The 15,383-nt window shown below is 65.4% G+C and carries 17 protein-coding genes; 8 read left to right on the top strand and 9 right to left on the bottom strand.

Features of this window, described 5'->3' with window-relative positions; genetic code table 11:
* Positions 1 to 43: 43 nt before the first annotated feature.
* Positions 44 to 1,117 carry a BMP family lipoprotein gene (locus AC27E8_RS05825; RefSeq protein WP_487097374.1) on the bottom strand — a complete coding sequence of 358 codons (1,074 nt, stop codon included), beginning with the start codon at positions 1,115 to 1,117 and terminating at the stop codon, positions 44 to 46.
* A 313-nt stretch (positions 1,118 to 1,430) separates the two neighbouring features.
* Between AC27E8_RS05825 and AC27E8_RS05830 the strand changes: the two genes are divergently transcribed.
* On the top strand, positions 1,431 to 2,000 hold the full coding sequence (locus tag AC27E8_RS05830; RefSeq protein WP_487097372.1) for a cysteine hydrolase family protein: 570 nt from the start codon (positions 1,431 to 1,433) through the stop codon (positions 1,998 to 2,000).
* Between the two features lie 18 nt (positions 2,001 to 2,018).
* The gene (locus AC27E8_RS05835) at positions 2,019 to 2,651 is read left to right on the top strand and encodes an MBL fold metallo-hydrolase (protein ID WP_487097370.1); all 633 of its coding nucleotides are present in this window, start codon (positions 2,019 to 2,021) and stop codon (positions 2,649 to 2,651) included.
* A 53-nt stretch (positions 2,652 to 2,704) separates the two neighbouring features.
* Here the strand turns inward: AC27E8_RS05835 and AC27E8_RS05840 are convergent, their stop codons facing one another.
* Entirely contained in the window at positions 2,705 to 3,124 is a 420-nt protein-coding gene (locus AC27E8_RS05840) for an acyl-CoA thioesterase (RefSeq protein WP_067849182.1), read from the bottom strand.
* 219 nt (positions 3,125 to 3,343) lie between these two features.
* Between AC27E8_RS05840 and AC27E8_RS05845 the strand changes: the two genes are divergently transcribed.
* Positions 3,344 to 3,763 carry a hypothetical protein gene (locus tag AC27E8_RS05845; RefSeq protein WP_487097368.1) on the top strand — a complete coding sequence of 140 codons (420 nt, stop codon included), beginning with the start codon at positions 3,344 to 3,346 and terminating at the stop codon, positions 3,761 to 3,763.
* A 46-nt stretch (positions 3,764 to 3,809) separates the two neighbouring features.
* Here AC27E8_RS05845 and AC27E8_RS05850 read toward each other — a convergent pair whose 3' ends face one another.
* The 7 genes from AC27E8_RS05850 to AC27E8_RS05880 form a co-directional block, all read right to left on the bottom strand.
* Positions 3,810 to 4,889 (bottom strand): ABC transporter ATP-binding protein, encoded by a 1,080-nt coding sequence (locus AC27E8_RS05850; RefSeq protein ID WP_487097366.1) that lies wholly within the window; start codon positions 4,887 to 4,889, stop codon positions 3,810 to 3,812.
* Complete coding sequence (locus AC27E8_RS05855) at positions 4,886 to 6,535, bottom strand: ABC transporter permease (protein ID WP_487097364.1); 1,650 nt, start codon at positions 6,533 to 6,535, stop codon at positions 4,886 to 4,888. Before AC27E8_RS05855 ends, AC27E8_RS05850 begins: the two co-directional genes overlap by 4 nt.
* Positions 6,532 to 7,542: an extracellular solute-binding protein gene (locus tag AC27E8_RS05860; RefSeq protein ID WP_487097362.1), complete on the bottom strand. Its 1,011-nt coding sequence runs from the start codon at positions 7,540 to 7,542 to the stop codon at positions 6,532 to 6,534. Before AC27E8_RS05860 ends, AC27E8_RS05855 begins: the two co-directional genes overlap by 4 nt.
* Before the next feature lie 114 nt (positions 7,543 to 7,656).
* A complete protein-coding gene (locus AC27E8_RS05865) occupies positions 7,657 to 8,457 on the bottom strand; it encodes an ABC transporter permease (protein WP_487097361.1) in 801 nt (266 codons plus the stop codon).
* Positions 8,457 to 9,467 carry an ATP-binding cassette domain-containing protein gene (locus AC27E8_RS05870; protein WP_487097360.1) on the bottom strand — a complete coding sequence of 337 codons (1,011 nt, stop codon included), beginning with the start codon at positions 9,465 to 9,467 and terminating at the stop codon, positions 8,457 to 8,459. Before AC27E8_RS05870 ends, AC27E8_RS05865 begins: the two co-directional genes overlap by 1 nt.
* An 80-nt stretch (positions 9,468 to 9,547) precedes the next feature.
* Complete coding sequence (locus AC27E8_RS05875) at positions 9,548 to 10,543, bottom strand: aldo/keto reductase (RefSeq protein WP_487097359.1); 996 nt, start codon at positions 10,541 to 10,543, stop codon at positions 9,548 to 9,550.
* A 60-nt stretch (positions 10,544 to 10,603) separates the two neighbouring features.
* Positions 10,604 to 11,455, bottom strand: a complete 852-nt coding sequence (locus tag AC27E8_RS05880) for an aldo/keto reductase (RefSeq protein ID WP_487097357.1) — start codon at positions 11,453 to 11,455, stop codon at positions 10,604 to 10,606.
* Between the two features lie 130 nt (positions 11,456 to 11,585).
* Between AC27E8_RS05880 and AC27E8_RS05885 the strand changes: the two genes are divergently transcribed.
* The 5 genes from AC27E8_RS05885 (at position 11,586) to AC27E8_RS05905 (ending at position 15,308) form a co-directional block, all read left to right on the top strand.
* Positions 11,586 to 12,536: an AraC family transcriptional regulator gene (locus tag AC27E8_RS05885; RefSeq protein WP_487097355.1), complete on the top strand. Its 951-nt coding sequence runs from the start codon at positions 11,586 to 11,588 to the stop codon at positions 12,534 to 12,536.
* 82 nt (positions 12,537 to 12,618) lie between these two features.
* Positions 12,619 to 13,293: a response regulator transcription factor gene (locus tag AC27E8_RS05890; protein ID WP_487097353.1), complete on the top strand. Its 675-nt coding sequence runs from the start codon at positions 12,619 to 12,621 to the stop codon at positions 13,291 to 13,293.
* A complete protein-coding gene (locus tag AC27E8_RS05895) occupies positions 13,290 to 14,399 on the top strand; it encodes a sensor histidine kinase (protein ID WP_487097351.1) in 1,110 nt (369 codons plus the stop codon). Before AC27E8_RS05890 ends, AC27E8_RS05895 begins: the two co-directional genes overlap by 4 nt.
* A 60-nt stretch (positions 14,400 to 14,459) precedes the next feature.
* Complete coding sequence (locus AC27E8_RS05900) at positions 14,460 to 14,651, top strand: hypothetical protein (RefSeq protein ID WP_487097350.1); 192 nt, start codon at positions 14,460 to 14,462, stop codon at positions 14,649 to 14,651.
* 33 nt (positions 14,652 to 14,684) lie between these two features.
* On the top strand, positions 14,685 to 15,308 hold the full coding sequence (locus AC27E8_RS05905; protein WP_487097348.1) for a LysE/ArgO family amino acid transporter: 624 nt from the start codon (positions 14,685 to 14,687) through the stop codon (positions 15,306 to 15,308).
* Positions 15,309 to 15,383: the final 75 nt, after the last annotated feature.

Raw genomic sequence — 15,383 nt, forward strand, 5'->3', positions numbered from 1 at the left:
ATCGTGGGAAGAGCGGCGCGCGAAAGCGCCGCCCTCCCGCTGTTCACTTCTGCACGGTGGTGGATACCTGGATCTTGCCGCTCAGGATCTCCTGCTTCGCCTGGTTGACCGCATCCGTCACCGACTTCGGCAGGCCCGAGATGAGCGGCGCGATGCCGACGCCGTTGTTCGAGAGGTCGAAGTTGTTGACGCCGCTCTTGAAGGTGCCGTCCTGCACGGCCTTGATGGTGTCAAACACGGACGTGTCCACCCGCTTGATGGCGCTCGTGATGACCGTGCCGGGCGCGAGATACGACTGGTCCGTGTCCACGCCGATGGCGTAGACCTTCGCGCTCTGCGCGGCTTTGATGGAGCCGATGCCGGTGCCGCCCGCCACCGGGAAGATGATGTCGGCGCCCTGCGCAATCTCGTTCTGCGCGTACTGGCTGCCGGCCGCCTCGTCGTTGAACGAGTTGGTGTATTCGACGATGACCTTGCCTGTCGGATCCACGCTGTGGAAGCCCTGCTGGAAGCCCGCGATGTACGTGTCCACCGGCGGGATCTCCTGGCCGCCCACCACGCCGACGGTGTTGTGGCTGTTGATGTTCTTCAGGAGATGATCCTTCTGCACCATGCCGGCCACGACGCCCGCGAGGTAGCCGGCCTGCTGCGACTGGAAGATGGCGCTCGCGACGTTCGGGATGCCGGTGATGCTATCGTCGATGATGAGGAAGTGCGTCTTCGGGTATTCCTTGGCCACTTGTTGCACCGCGTCTGCCATGAGATAGCCCACGGCGATGACGAGATCGTACCCATCCTGCGCGAAGTGGCTGAGGTTCGGGACGTAATCCGACTCGGACTGGGACTGCACGACGCTCGTCTGGATGTTGGGCAGCTCTTTCTGCGCCTCCTGCATGCCGACGTACGCCAGATGGTTGAAGCTATTGTCGTTGAGACCGCCGGTATCGGTGACGAGGCCGACCTTGATGGTCTTGCCGCTCGTCGACGTGGTGTTGCCCGTGCCGCCGCTGTTCGCGGTGTTGGTGGTGCCGGACGACGAGTTGTTGGTGCCGCACCCCACGACGAGGGCGGCCACGGCCAGGATGGAGAGGCCGCTCTGCCAAATCCGTTTCTGCATGTGATGAACCCCCTTGAGAATGGATCCGATCAACGCAAGCATTTGCTGCCGAGCGCATTTCCATGCTCGGAACCATTCGACGCACATTCGACACTCGTCGACGAATCTCCTGTGTCAATTTGCTGGATCTCAACTTGGATTCGAGTCCATGTTGCACAAAGGAATTGAAGACGAAAGAGTGTGAAGTGGCGGGCGTTTTGGGAAGACGGGCGTCGCGTTTGGGCGCATCCCGCGATTCGCGGTATGATGGCCTTGATGAGGTCGGGGCTCGCGGGCGGAGCGCGGGCGGCGACGGTCCGAAAGGAGAGGGATCATGGCATCGGATGTAAAACACACCGCGCTTTTGGTGATGGACGTCCAGAACGGCATTGTTTCGCGGTACATTCAGGATGCATCGGCCATGCGTCCGTTTCAGCAGGCCGTGTCGGCTGCGCGCAAGGCGGGCATGCAGGTCATCTTCGTGCGCGTGGCGTTCAGCGAAGGTTTCCCTGAGGCGAGCCCGCGCAACAAGATGTTTGCGCACCTCGCGCAGGCCGGCAACATGACGGTGAGCGCCGACACCACCCAAATTCACGAGTCGGTGCGGCCAGAGCCGGGAGAGCCGGTGGTCACGAAGTACCGGGTCAGCGCATTTGCCGGCAGCAACCTGGAGGTCATCCTGCGCGCCAAGGACATCACGCACCTCGTGCTCTGCGGCATCGCCACATCGGGCGTGGTGCTCTCCACGCTGCGGGAGGCGGCGGACAAGGACTACGCGCTGACCGTGCTGAAAGACGCCTGCCTGGACGCCGATCCGGAGGTGCACCGAGTGCTCGTGGAGAAGGTGTTCCCGCGGCAGGCCGACGTGATGACCGTCGAGGAGTGGGCGAAGACACTCGCCTGATGCGGGGAGGCGTGAGGCGTGGAAATCGCGCCGAAGATTCACCTGTTGGAGTGCACCAAGGGAAGCTACAGCTATCTTGTGCTGGGCGACGAGCCCGTGCTGGTCGATACCAGCATGCCCGGGCGTGCGGACGAGATCGTGGAGGCGCTTGCGTCCCTCGGTCTGAAGCCGGGCCACCTCGCCCACATCGTCCTGACGCACCTGGACGTGGATCACATCGGCAATGCCAAGCGGCTGAAGGAGCTCTCCGGCGCGACACTCTGGGCGCCCGCGCCGGACATTCCGTACATTGAGGGCACCGCGAAGCCGAAGGGCGTGCGCCGCGCGATTGCCGGGCTGATGCGCGTGGAGCGTCCGAAGGTGGACCGCGCGCTCGAGCCGGGCGCACACGTGGGCGGCCTGGAGGTGGTACCCGCGCCCGGTCATACGCCCGGCCACGTCTGCCTCATCGCGCGCGACACGCTTTTGGCGGGCGATCTCGTCACGACCCGCGGGGGCCGACTGAAGAAGTCGCCGTCCTTCCTCACCTGGGACAAGGCGGCGCTCAGGCAGTCGCTCGCGGACGTGGGCAGGTTGTCGTTTGACTGGGTCTGCCCCGCGCATGGCGATCCCGTCCGGCGCGGATCCCTGTGGGAGGCGCTGGTGGAGTAGTCGGGGGTTCTGGGCTCGTGAAGGCGAGGCGCGAGTGACGCGCCTCGTTTCGCTCACACGCCGACGTTCGATTCCTCGCGCTCGCGGACGTAGGGCAGGAGCTTTTCGCGCGCCCAGTCCGGCAGCGGGGCGGATTTGCGCTTCTCGAAATCGTAGTGGACGACCACCGCGGTGCCTTCGCACATCACCTCGCCGCGGACGCTTACGATTTGACAGAAGAATTCGAAGCTTGATCTCCCGAGCCGCGTGAGCCAGGTGCGCGCCACCACGTCGGTGTGCTCGGGATAGCGCGTCTCCTGGCGGAAGTCGATGTGCAGCGAGGCGATGACGAGCGGCAGACGCTGGCCGGGGAACACCTCCTGCAGAAAGGAGATGCGGGACTCCTCCATATAGGTAGCGTAGACCGCGTTGTTCACGTGGCCGTTCAAATCGGTATCGCTGTAACGAATATGAATCGGCGTTTCATGGATCAAACTGCATTCCCCCTGTCGGTTTCGTCGCATTTCTCTGCAGTCCATTGTAACCGAAGTCCGCAGGCAAGGAGGAATCCCTGTGCGCCGAATTCACCGGCTCCGCATGGCAGTTGTCATTGTCGTCTCCGGTCTCGCTCGTGTTTGTTCCCGTTGCTTCCCAAACGAGGGGTAGGCCGAATGTTCCCGCCTGCCCACCACGCGTGACCCGGGGAGATGCAGATGGCAGTTGTGACCGACGTCCTTTCAGGGCTGTTGATGCTTTGGTTTAGCCTCTTGTTCATAGGAATCAACCGATTCTGCGGGAGAATCAAGTGGAAGGATCGCGACGCTTGGCAGTACATACTGCTCGAATGCATGCTGATCCTGTACTTTATCGGGAGCTTGAAGCGATGGTATTTCGTGATTCCTATGATGGCGTTTTTGTTTCCTGTGTGGGATTTTCTACAGTTCCGCGCCCACTGGATCTCGTGGATCACCGGTGCCTCGGACGAAAGGCTTCGACGTTATGACGACGCATTCGGTGACAATGTGTACTTGCTTCCCAAATCCGACAGGAGGACTGTGCCGGACGCTTATCACACGGTGCAACACGTTTTGATGGCGCTCAACACAATCGCGGTCTTCGCCATGTTGCGTTGAGGCTTCGAAGCATGCGCGAGCGCGCAGGGCACCGGGCCCTGCGCCCTCATCCTTCCATCACGCAGGCGCGCCGCACTTTCCACCCCACGCGCTGCCCTTCCTGGTATTGCGGCGGGCCCACGTGGCTCGCCAAGAGCCTCCCGGCGAGGGACTCGAGTTCGTACAGCGTCCGGTGCCCCACGTACTGCACCCGGACCACGCGGCAAGGCAGCGACGCCTCATCGTCGGCGGTGAGTTCACACCACTCCGGCCGCATCATGAGCGTCCTGCGGCCGAGATCGGCCGAGGGGGGCGCGGACGTCAGTCGAACCATCTGCTCGCTGTCCGCGATTTGCACAAGCGCCTGCCCGCTCCCGTTCACCTCGCGCACCACGCCCGTGGCGCACGCGGCCGGCCCCAAAAGCCGGGCGATCTCGGCCGTGCGCGGGTTCTCGTACACCTCCGCGGGAGATTCCACCTGCAGGATCTCCCCGTGCATCATGACGGCCACGCGGTGCGCCAAAGACAGCGCCTCGTCCACCTGGTGGCTCACGTACAGCGCGGCCGCCCCCGTCTGTCGAATCCGCTCCCGCACCTCGTGCATGAAGGTTTCGCGGTTGGCCGGATCGAGGCTCGCGGTGGGCTCGTCAAACAGGTACAGCTCCGGCCTCGACGCGAGCGCCCGCGCCAGGCCGACCCGCTGGCGCTGGCCGCCAGAGAGTTCCGACGGATAGCGCGCGGCAAACGCGTCCATGCCGACCGCGGCGAGCACCGATTCTGCCTCGCGCCGCGCCAGAAGCCGCGCCATGCCCCGCCTGCGGAGCGGATAGGCCACGTTGTCCACCACCATCCACTGCGGCCAGAGCGCGTGCGACTGAAACACCACGCCCACGCGCCTGCGCTCCGGCGGAAGAGAAAGCGTCGGCGAGGCCACCATCTCCTCGCCTATCCAGATGGCCCCCGATTGAATGGGATAAAACCCCGCGATGGCGCCGAGAAGCGTGCTCTTGCCCGATCCAGACGGCCCGACGAGCGCGACGATCTCGCCCGCCTCTATGGTCAGCGACGCGCGTCTGACCGCCACCTGCTGGCCGTGCGCCACAGTGACGCCTGCGACGGAGAGGCGATGCGCTTTCGAATCCTTCATCCGAGTTTCACCTCCTCGAGGGGTGCGGCCGGCACGGCCATGCGAAGCTGCGACAGGCCCTGGCTTCGCCGCCCCCTCGGCTCGCGCAGCGCCAAGAGGCCCAGGGCGAAGCTCGCGGCCGTCATCCACACGGCCAAGACCGCGACCGTACGGACATCCCCGCCTTCGCTCGCGGACAGCACGGCCACGGCGATGGTCTGGGTATTCGGGCCGTAAAGCAGGCTCGCGAGTGTCACCTCGTACAAGCCAGACATGAGCGCCTGCAGCGCCACCTGGCGCGCCGCGGGCCGGATGGCGGGCCAAATCGCCGCACCATACGCCCCCGCAGGCCCTGCGCCAAACGATCTCGCCGCGCGCCACGGTTCGGGCGGCGCATTCCCGCGCGCCGCCACGATGGCGTCGGCGAGGCCGTAGAACTTCGCTACGTACGCGAGACCCAGGATCCACCAGGTGCCGTACAGCACGTGCCCGAAGGCCACCAGGATGGCGACGGCCACGGCCGTTCCAGGCGCCGCGTACAGCAGCCATAAGGCGAGATGGGCCGCCCGCGCCACCGCGGAGGCTGGCACGGCTTCTGCGGCGACAAGACCAAGCAGGGCGATCACGGCGGCGGCCAACACGGCGAGGACGACCGTGTGCACGAGCGCCGGCCACGCGCTGACGAGCGGCGAGAACAGTCCCGCCGCGTCCCAGTTCCTGGGCGTGGGCGGCAGGCCGTAGGCTCGCGTGAGGGCGGTGAGCACAAGGGCGGCGAGCGGAAGGCCGCTCGTCGTCGCCACGTACAGCCCGTATGCGGCGAGCGAAATCGCGCGAACCCGCTTGGGAAACAGGGGCAGGGGCGGTGCGCTGGGGGCAGACGTGCCGAGGCCGGGATCGAACCGCATGGCCGCTCGGCTCACGGTCACCGCCAGCGCGCCGACGGCCATGAGTTCAAACGCCTGCCATGTGGCGGCCGTGAAACCCTGCGTGCCGCCCGTGGACAGGTTGGCGAAGATGGAGGTGGCCGCCGTGCGAAACCCGCTCGGCTCGCCGAGTTCGTACGGGACGCCAAAGTCGCCCAGGGAAAACGCGAACGACAGCGCGCAGGCCGCCAATAGCGGGCGCAGCGCCACCGGCCGGAACGCGGCCCAGAAGGCGCGCCAAAGCCCGGCCCCGCAGGAGCGCGCGGCCCACATGGGTTCGACGTTCATGGCCGCAACGGCGGTCAGTCCACTCAGATAGCCGATGGGGGCCGCGTGGATGGCGAGGGCCGCCGTGACGCCCCATGGCCCGTACAGCCAGCTCACGTGGACGTGCGCCAACTGGTCCAAAAGGCCCGCCCGGGCGTAGGCGTCGCCGAGCGCGAACGCGCCGATGAACGGCGGCGTCCACAGCGGCAGGAGGCTGATGGCGTGAAGGGCCGCCTGACCCCGGCGCACGGCGCCAGAGAGCATGACGGCCCAGGCCATGCCGACAAGGCTCGCGATGGCGCTCGATACGGCGCTCGTCCACAGCGAGTTCCAGAGCGGGCCGAGGGTCGAGGCGAGGCCCGCCGCCGACGGGAGTTCAAGGGCGAGATGGAACACGGGGTAACCGCATAGAACCGCGGCGGCCGCGGCGAGCACCAGCGTGCCAACCGCGGCGATCCACGAGATGCGCGATTTCATCGGAAGATCTGGGCGAACTGGTGGAGGATGTTCGCCCGGTCTCGTTCCAACTGCGCCCAGGGCACCTGCATCACCGCCGCACCCTTCGGCACCGTGGGGGACGCGCCGACGACCGGGGACAGGCCGACGGACGCCACCACCTTCTGACCGGCCGGGCTCAGGAGCCAGTTGGCAAACGCCTTGGCCACCGGCGTCTCGTGTCCTTTGACGAACGCGAGAGGCCCCGGCACCACGATGGCGCCGTCCTCTGGCCACACCACGGCGATGGGCGATCCTTGCTTCACAAGCGTGAACGCGGCGCTGTCGTTGGTCATGCCCACGTCCACCTTGCCGCTCGCGACGTCGTCCGCCACGGTCTTCACCGACGACTGCACCGCCGCGCCGTTCTGCTTTAGCGTCTCAAAGTAGTTCCAGCCGTAGCGCGTCTCCATCATGCCGACAAACGCCATGGTGGTGCCGGAATAGGACGGATCGCCGATTTCCACCTCGCCCTTGTACGCGGCGCTGGTGAGGTCGCGCCACGAGTGGGGCACAGGCAGGGACATGCCTTTGTGGTACACGATCACGTCGTGAAACACGTACGCCCCCACCCAATCCGCGCCCTGATCCGCGCTCGGCAGGTGGCTTGCGCCAGACGGCTTCTCGCGCGAGAGAATGCCTTGGGCGGCCAAGGTGTCCGCCGCGGTCGGATCGGCCAAGAGCACCATATCCGCGCCGATGGCGTGCGCCTTCGCCTCCGACTCGAGCCGCGTCACGAGCGCGCCCGTGCCCGTGGTCACCATTTGCACGCGCGCGGCCGGATCGTACGCCTCAAACGCTTGCGCCAGCGCCTGGGCGTTCTGCTGGGTCAGCGCGGCGTACACCGTGACGGTGCCCGCGGGCTTCGTCCCTTGGGCACTCGCCGAGGACTCTGCGGGGGCATGGGGATGTTGCTCGGCGTGCCACGCTGCGACGCCCGCCGCGACGACCACCGCCGCCGCGGCGACACTCAATCCCTTCATGAGCATGCGTTTCACCCTCCATTCGACTCCTTGCTCCGATGGTACCGAGCGTGTGTGGAGATTCGATGAAGGGAAGCGCACGCAACGGTTAAAGATTGGGAACCTTGTGTTGAGATTTCGTCACGCTTTGCGCATGTACATCCGCACCGCGAGCGGGGCAAAGATGAGCATGATGGCCGCGGCGCCGGCGAGCGAGATGGCGATGTCCGGCGTCGCCTGGCCCTGATTGGCGAGCGACCGCACGGCGGCAATCAGGTGGGAGAGCGGATTGACGTTGACGAACACCTGCAGCCACTTGGGCATGGTGTTGACCGGCGCAAACGCGTTCGACAGGAACGTGAGCGGGAACAGGATGAGCATGGAGATGCCTTGCACGCTCGCCGCCGTCCGCGCCACGACGCCGAAGAACGCGAAGATCCAGCTGAGGGCGAACGCGCACACGATGACGAGCAGCGCAGCGATAGCGACGTGCGCAAGGCCCCCGCGCGGGTGATAGCCCATGAGGTACCCCACGGCGAAGATGAGGACCGTGGCCAAGAGGTACCTCACCATGTCGGCGAGGAGCGCGCCCGCAAGCGGCGCGATGCGGGCGATGGGCAGGGCGCGGAAACGATCGAACACGCCCTTGTCCATGTCTTCGCGCAGCTGGACGCCGGTGACGACGGACGCGGTGATGACCGTCTGCACGAGGATGCCCGGGATGACGAGCGGCAAATAGTTCTGTGAGTTGCCGGAGATGGCGCCGCCGAAGATGTAGGTGAACATGAGCGTGAAGATGATGGGCTGCAGCGTGACGTCGAACAGCTGCTCTGGCGTCCGGCGCATCTTCAACAGGCCGCGGTAGGCCATGGTGAGCGACTGGCGCAGTGCAATCGCCATAGAGGCGCGCGCCGGGATGACTTCGAAGGCTGTCTGTTGCATCAGGCACTCTCTCCTTCGTCGGCGGTTTCGGCCTCGTGACCGGTGAGGGCGAGGAACACCTCGTCTAAGGTCGGCTTTTGCACGCCGAGTTCGGTGATGTCGATGCCGGCTGCCTTCAGCGCCACGAGCAGATCCGGCAAGACGCTCGTGTCGGCCACAGGCGCGATGATCCGGCGCCCCTCGGGCGAGGGCGTGGCCTGCGCGCCAAGCGCCGCTTCCACGATGGCGCGCGCCCGCGGCACATCCTCCGGGTTGGCGAAGGTGAGGTGCAGGGACGACCGGCCCACCGACGACTTCAGCTCGTCCGGCGTGCCTTCCGCAATCACGCGGCCGCGATCGATCACGGCGATTCGGTTCGCCAGCTGGTCCGCCTCATCCAAATATTGCGTGGTCAGGAGCACGGTTGTGCCTTCGCGCACGAGCTGGCGGATGGTGTCCCACATCTGGGCGCGCGTGCGCGGATCGAGCCCGGTGGTGGGTTCGTCGAGGAAGATGAGCGGCGGCGTGGCGATGAGGCTGGCCGCGAGATCCAGGCGGCGCCGCATGCCGCCGGAAAAGTGCTTCAGCGGGCGATTGCGCGCCTCGGTGAGGCCGAACTGCTCGAGCAGGCGCTCTGCCGTCGCTCGCGCCTCGCGGCGGCTCTGTCCGAGGAGGCGCGCGAAGAGCACCAGGTTTTCCGCGGCGGTGAGCGTCTCGTCGACGGAGGCGTACTGACCAGTCACGCCGATGAGCTGGCGCACGCGGTGCGCGTCCTTCACGACGTCGTGGCCGAAGATGCGCGCCTGGCCTGCGTCTGGGCGGATGAGCGTCGCGAGCATGCGCACGGTGGTGGTCTTGCCGGCGCCATTGGGGCCGAGCAGGCCGTACACCGTGCCGGCCAGCACGGACAGGCTGATGCCGTCGACGGCGCGATGGGGGCCGAAGGCCTTGACGAGATCGACCGCTTCGATGGCGAGCGCGTCGGCGCCCGTGGCGGCCGAGGTCTGGGCTTGTGTAACCATCAGGGACATGCGAAAAAACCTCCTTTCGCGCTCATCGTAGCGGCGGAAGATGAACAGACGATGAACGGAAAGGAGGTCGGTTTTTCGCGTCAGCGCGCGGGTGCGTCGAGCGCGCCGACCACCGGATGCGGGACGTACGGTTCTTCCAGATAGCGCATCTCGTCGTCCGAGAGCTTGACGTCGAGGGCGGCCACCGCGTCCTCGAGGTGGTGCATCTTGGTGGCCCCGACAATCGGGGCGGTGACGCCCGGCTTGTGCAGGAGCCAGGCCAGTGCAATCTGGGCGCGCGGGACGCCGTGGCGCTCCGCGAGCTCGCCGACGCGATCCAGAATAGCCTGATCGACCTCTGCCATGCGGTCGTACTTGGCGCGCTGCACCTGGTCGGTCTCGGAGCGAAGCGTCGATTCGGACCGCCCCCGCGCCAGGCGGCCAGCGGCGAGCGGGCTGTACGGGATGACGCCGATGCCCTCCTCGCGGCAGAGCGGCATCATCTCGCGCTCCTCCTCGCGGTAGATGAGGTTGTAGTGGTTCTGCATGGAGACGAACCGGGTGAGCCCGCGCCCATCCGCCACGGCCAACGCCTTCATGAACTGCCACGCGTACATGGCCGACGCGCCGATGTAGCGGACCTTGCCGGCCTTGACGAGATCGTGCAGGGCCTCGAGCGTCTCCTCAATGGGCGTCTGGTAGTCCCAGCGGTGGATCTGGTACAAATCCACGTAGTCCGTGCCGAGCCGCTTCAGGCTTTGGTCGATGGCCTCCATAATGGCCTTGCGCGACAGGCCGCTGGCGTTCGGCCCCTCGCGGAGCGGGAAAAACACTTTGGTGGCGATCACGACCTGATCTCTCGGCACCGCTTCCTTGAGGATCTTGCCGACGATTTCTTCGCTCGTGCCGATGGAGTAGACGTTCGCCGTGTCGAAGAAGTTGATGCCGAGATCGAGCGCGCGGTGGATGATGGGGCGCGCGTCCGCCTCGTCGAGCACCCAGGGATGGTGCCAGGTGCCGGGCTTGCCAAAGCCCATGCAGCCGAGGCAGATGCGAGAGACCTCAAGCCCGGTTTGGCCGAGTTTGACGTATTCCATCGCTGAAACCTCCTTTTGTGCCGTGGATGGGAATCCTCCTGGTGCGCGGATGGCTTGGCCTCAGACGTCCAGGTGGCGCGAGCACATCCACTTGACAATCTCGGGGTCGGTGTGGGAGAAAAACAGGCTCTTGCCCGTGTCAAGCGTCCGGATTTCGTCCATCTCTTCCGCGGAGAGCTCGAAGTCGAACACGTTGAAGTTCTCCTCAATGCGCTCGGGGCGAACGGACTTGGGGATGACGACGACACCCCGCTGAATGAGCCAGCGCAGGACCACCTGGGCGACCGACTTTCCGTGCCGCTTGCCGATCTCGGCGAGCACGGGGTTTTCAAACAGCCCGTTTCTCCCCTCCGCAAACGGGCCCCAAGATTCGATTTGCACACCATACGCCTGCATGATCTTGTGAGCCTCAATCTGTTGGCAGAAGGGGTGCGTTTCCACCTGATTCACCGCGGGCGTGATCTCGTGATGCATGATGAGATCGATCAGCCGATCCGGCGCGAAGTTGCTCACGCCGATGGCGCGGATCTTCCCGGCTTTGTACAATTCCTGCATGGCGCGCCACGCGCCGTACACGTCGCCGAACGGCTGGTGGATCAGATACAGATCCACGTAGTCAAGCTGCAACCGGTCGAGCGATCGCTGAAAGGCCGCCAACGTCGATTCGTAGCCCGCGTGCTCGACCCAAAGCTTGGTGGTGACAAAGAGTTCTTCCCGCGGGACTCCGCTCTTGCGGATGGCTTCGCCAACCGCTTGTTCGTTTTGGTACGACGCCGCGGTGTCAATCAGGCGATAGCCCACGCGGATGGCGTGAAGGACCGAGCGCTCGCAAAGGTCCAAATCCGTAATCTGATACGTCCCGAAGCCCAGCATCGGCATGCGAACGCCGTTGTTCAACGTCACATACTCCATGGGCGGACCTCCTTTCCGTCTATGGAGATTGTCCCACACAGACCGCATCCCGGCGACGCACATTCTCGCGCGGGCTTGCCAGATCCTCGCGCGTGTGAGTAGGAACCGAGCGGCGGGAGGTCGAATGCTCATGACAGCAGGTGAGGTGAAGATCATGCAGGAGGTCACCCAACGAGGCGCGAGCGCGCCTGGAAGCTCCGAGCTCCTGGGCCGCATCAGGGCGGTCATGGCAGAAGCTCTCTGCGAAGACGGCGTCCATTCGACGCCTGTGCCGGGTCTCACGCTGTACCGCTGGTCCGAGGCGTCCTCCCCGCGGCACGGGGTGTATCGCCCGTCGCTTTGTGTGGTCGCCCAGGGCGAGAAGCAGGTATGGTTCGGTCAGCAGGTCCTCACGTACAATCCGGCCACGTACCTCATCTCTTCCATCCACGTTCCGGCGCAATCGCGCGTGAGCCGGGCGTCTGCCGCACAGCCCTATCTGGCGCTTCGCATCGAGTTTGATCCGCAGGAGTGGCTGGACCTGCTCGAAGGGGGCGCGTTGGGCCGCGAAGACGAAGTCGAGCCCGAGGCGGGTCTCTGGGTTGCGCGCATGGAGGAACATCTCCTCGATGCCATCGCTCGCTACGTCGATCTGGTGCGTCACCCTGAGGACGTGCCGTATCTCGCGCCCCTCTGGCGCCGCGAGATCTTTTATCGCGTCATTCGCGGCGAAGGCGGCCAGCGGTGGGCGCGCCTCCTCGCTGCCGCCGGCCAGGCCAACCCAGCGCACCGCGCCGTGCGCCACCTCGCGGAGCATTTTCGCGATCACGTCCGCATCGACGATCTCGCCGCCCTGGTGAACATGAGCCCGTCCACCTTGCACCGCCACTTCAAAGCGCTCACGCACATGACGCCCATCCAGTATCAGAAGCGGCTGCGATTGCTGGAGGCCCGCAGGCTCCTCCTCGGCGGCGCGCAATCGGTGACGGAGGCGGCGCTCTCCGTCGGCTATGAGAGCGTGTCGCAGTTCACCCGCGACTACGCCCGCCTCTTTGGCTTGCCGCCGAGCAAGGACGTGGAGCGCCTCCGCCTCGCGCCGTGACAGACAGGCCCGCTTTTCAACAGGCCCGCCGTTCACGCGCCGTTCATCTTGGCGAGGTATCCTCGCGCGTGAGGTGATGAACATGGCGACCATCCTCGTGGCCGACGACGAGCCTCACATCCGCGAACTCGTGCGCAGCACGCTCGAGCGGGAAGGGCATCGGGTGGTGGAGGCGGCGGACGGGCGCGAGGCGGCGGATGCACTGACCCGTGAGTCCGTGCAGCTCGCCGTGATCGACGTGATGATGCCCGAGGTGGACGGGTTCGAGCTGACGCAATGGTTGCGCGAAGAGCGCGATGTGCCGATTCTGCTCCTGACCGCGCTCGGGGAGACAAGCCACAAGGTGCGCGGCCTTCGGCTTGGCGCGGACGACTACCTCGTCAAGCCCTTCGCCCCCGAGGAGCTTGTGGCGCGCGTCGAGGCGCTTCTGCGCCGTTACCGCATGCGGGCGGACGGCGCGCTCGATCTCGCCGGCCTCCGCCTCCTCTCGGACACGTATGAAGTCGAGGCGAACGGGGAGCGCATAGCGCTTCCGCCGAAGGAGTTTCAGCTTCTGTTCACGCTGGCCGCGTCGGCGGGCAGGACGCTCTCCCGCGACAAGCTGATTGAAGAAGTGTGGGGGTACGACTACGCGGGGGACGAGCGGACGGTGGACGTGCACATCAAGCGGTTGCGCGACAAATTCCCCGAGGACATCTACCCGTTTCGCATCCGCACCGTGCGCGGGTTGGGGTATCGCCTGGAGGTGAACGCGTGAAGGAGCGAGCCGCCTCGCGGGGGTCTGATGACTTCCGCGCCCGTCATGTGCGCTGGCAGTGGCGCGAAGCGTTGGATAGGCTTATCTGGATGTCGTGTTGGTCGTTCGTATTGCTGAGCGCCTCGTACGGCGTGGTGCGCCTCATCGGGCGCGCATTCGGGTGGCGGCCCGTGCCGTACGGCCAGCTGATGATGATTGGCGGCGTGGGCGTGGTGATGCTCGCGCTCGTCGCGCTTCTCTGGAATGCGCTTGGGTTTGATCGCGATGATCGCCTCTTTTTCCGCATTCTCGACTCCTTGCGCGAGATTGGCCGCGGGAATTTCAGCGCTCGCGCCATGCTGGAGGTCCGGCGTGGCTTTCCGGATCACCCCATGAACCAGCTGGTGCTGCACGTTCGCGAGATGGCGGAAGGGCTCGAGCGCATTGAACAGATGCGCCAGGAGTTTGTGGCGAACGTTTCCCACGAGATGCAGACGCCGCTCACGTCCATCCTCGGTTTCGTGAAGGCGCTCAAATCGGAAGGGCTGTCGGAAGGCGAGCGGCGCCACTATCTCGACATCATTGAGGCGGAGAGCGAGCGGTTGTCCCGCCTGGCGGACAACCTGCTCAAACTCACCTCGCTCGAATCAGGCCATCACCCGGTGACGCTCAAGCGCTTCCGTCTCGACCGCCAGTTGCGCGAGGTGGCGATTGCGTGCGAGCCGCTCTGGACGGAGAAGGGTCTCCTTCTCGACATGCAGGTGGAGCCCGTCGAGTTGGAAGGTGATGAGGACCTCCTCGGCCAGGTGTGGATGAATCTCCTGTCCAACGCCATCAAGTTCACGGAACCGGGCGGCCGAATTCAAGTGCGCCTCGAGAAGGAAGACGCAGGCGTCTGCGCCTCGGTTGCGGACACCGGCATCGGCATCCGTCCGGAGGATATGAGCCGCGTATTCACTCGCTTCTTCAAGGCGGATAGGTCGCGCGGCAAGCCGGGCAATGGGCTTGGCCTCGCCATCGCCAAGCGCATTGTGGAGATGCACCACGGGGACATCTCGGTCGAAAGTGAGCCAGGGCGTGGGTCGACATTCAAGGTGCACCTGCCGTATACTCAGGGTGGAAGCTGAGGATTGGCGTTCCATCGCCGTAGCTCGTGAATTCTTGTGTCCTTCGGGGAGGCGTGATGCGTGCTCGCCGCCGAAATTCTCCTTCTTCTCTTGTACGCGGCGATTGAATTCGCCGTAGGCTTGCTCTTTGCCTGGGCGTTTGCGCGCATGTTTCAGGTGAGGTTGTCGAAAAGGAAGAGGCTGTGGATGGCGACCGTCTGGGCTGTTCTCGGCGTGATTCCCACTGTGCTTGGAATCAACGGAGGATTGTGAATCGGTTGAACGAACGCCGGAAAGGGGCTTCGCATGGTCGGCGCGTTTTGGCACGGCCTGATTTTGGCCTTTGCGCTCATCCTGCCGATTGGCATGCAGAACGGATTCCTCCTCAGCCAAGGCGCGCTGCACCGGCGATGGCTGGCGGCCCTGCCGGCCGTGGTAACGGCGGCCCTCTGCGACACGTTTCTCGTGGCGCTCGCGGTCTTTGGGGTGTCGGGCGCCGTGTTTCATATCGTTTGGCTGCGCGTCGCGCTTGGCATCGTGGGCGTGGCCTTTCTGTTGTACATGGGCTTTCAGACGTGGCGCGAAAATCCTGACCATGACGACGCCGTCACATCCGAGGTCTGGTCGCCGCGTCGGCAGATGGGCTTCGCGATGTCGGTCTCCCTCCTGAATCCGCACGCGCTCATGGATACGCTCGCCGTGATCGGCGGGAGCGCGGCCGTGTACGGCACTTGGGGCGAGAGGGCGTCGTTCGCGGCGGCGTGCGCACTTGTCTCGTGGGTTTGGTTTTTCTTCCTCATGACGCTCGGCCATGTGGCGGGCCGCGCCGCGGCGGGGGTGGGGCTGAAGCGCGTCATCAACCGCATCTCCGCCCTCATGATGTGGGTCTCCGCGGGGCTCCTCATCCACATCCTGCTCACGTTCCGCTGACAGAAGGTTCCGGTCTTCATCCGTCGAGGCGAGCGCATGCCCGCGGGCGATGGGCCCGATGCGCGCATTCGCGCG

The sequence above is a fragment of the Alicyclobacillus sp. CIJ1 genome (assembly GCF_057538885.1).

Excerpts from the sequence above, each read along its gene's own strand:
- AC27E8_RS05880 (WP_487097357.1), bottom strand. The coding sequence starts at position 11,455 with ATGGAGTATGTGACGTTGAACAACGGCGTTCGCATGCCGATGCTGGGC.
- AC27E8_RS05890 (WP_487097353.1), top strand. The coding sequence starts at position 12,619 with ATGGCGACCATCCTCGTGGCCGACGACGAGCCTCACATCCGCGAACTC.
- AC27E8_RS05885 (WP_487097355.1), top strand. The coding sequence starts at position 11,586 with ATGACAGCAGGTGAGGTGAAGATCATGCAGGAGGTCACCCAACGAGGC.
- AC27E8_RS05875 (WP_487097359.1), bottom strand. The coding sequence starts at position 10,543 with ATGGAATACGTCAAACTCGGCCAAACCGGGCTTGAGGTCTCTCGCATC.
- AC27E8_RS05850 (WP_487097366.1), bottom strand. The coding sequence starts at position 4,889 with ATGAAGGATTCGAAAGCGCATCGCCTCTCCGTCGCAGGCGTCACTGTG.
- AC27E8_RS05845 (WP_487097368.1), top strand. The coding sequence starts at position 3,344 with ATGGCAGTTGTGACCGACGTCCTTTCAGGGCTGTTGATGCTTTGGTTT.
- AC27E8_RS05865 (WP_487097361.1), bottom strand. The coding sequence starts at position 8,457 with ATGCAACAGACAGCCTTCGAAGTCATCCCGGCGCGCGCCTCTATGGCG.
- AC27E8_RS05830 (WP_487097372.1), top strand. The coding sequence starts at position 1,431 with ATGGCATCGGATGTAAAACACACCGCGCTTTTGGTGATGGACGTCCAG.
- AC27E8_RS05905 (WP_487097348.1), top strand. The coding sequence starts at position 14,685 with ATGGTCGGCGCGTTTTGGCACGGCCTGATTTTGGCCTTTGCGCTCATC.
- AC27E8_RS05825 (WP_487097374.1), bottom strand. The coding sequence starts at position 1,117 with ATGCAGAAACGGATTTGGCAGAGCGGCCTCTCCATCCTGGCCGTGGCC.
- AC27E8_RS05855 (WP_487097364.1), bottom strand. The coding sequence starts at position 6,535 with ATGAAATCGCGCATCTCGTGGATCGCCGCGGTTGGCACGCTGGTGCTC.
- AC27E8_RS05860 (WP_487097362.1), bottom strand. The coding sequence starts at position 7,542 with ATGCTCATGAAGGGATTGAGTGTCGCCGCGGCGGCGGTGGTCGTCGCG.
- AC27E8_RS05870 (WP_487097360.1), bottom strand. The coding sequence starts at position 9,467 with ATGTCCCTGATGGTTACACAAGCCCAGACCTCGGCCGCCACGGGCGCC.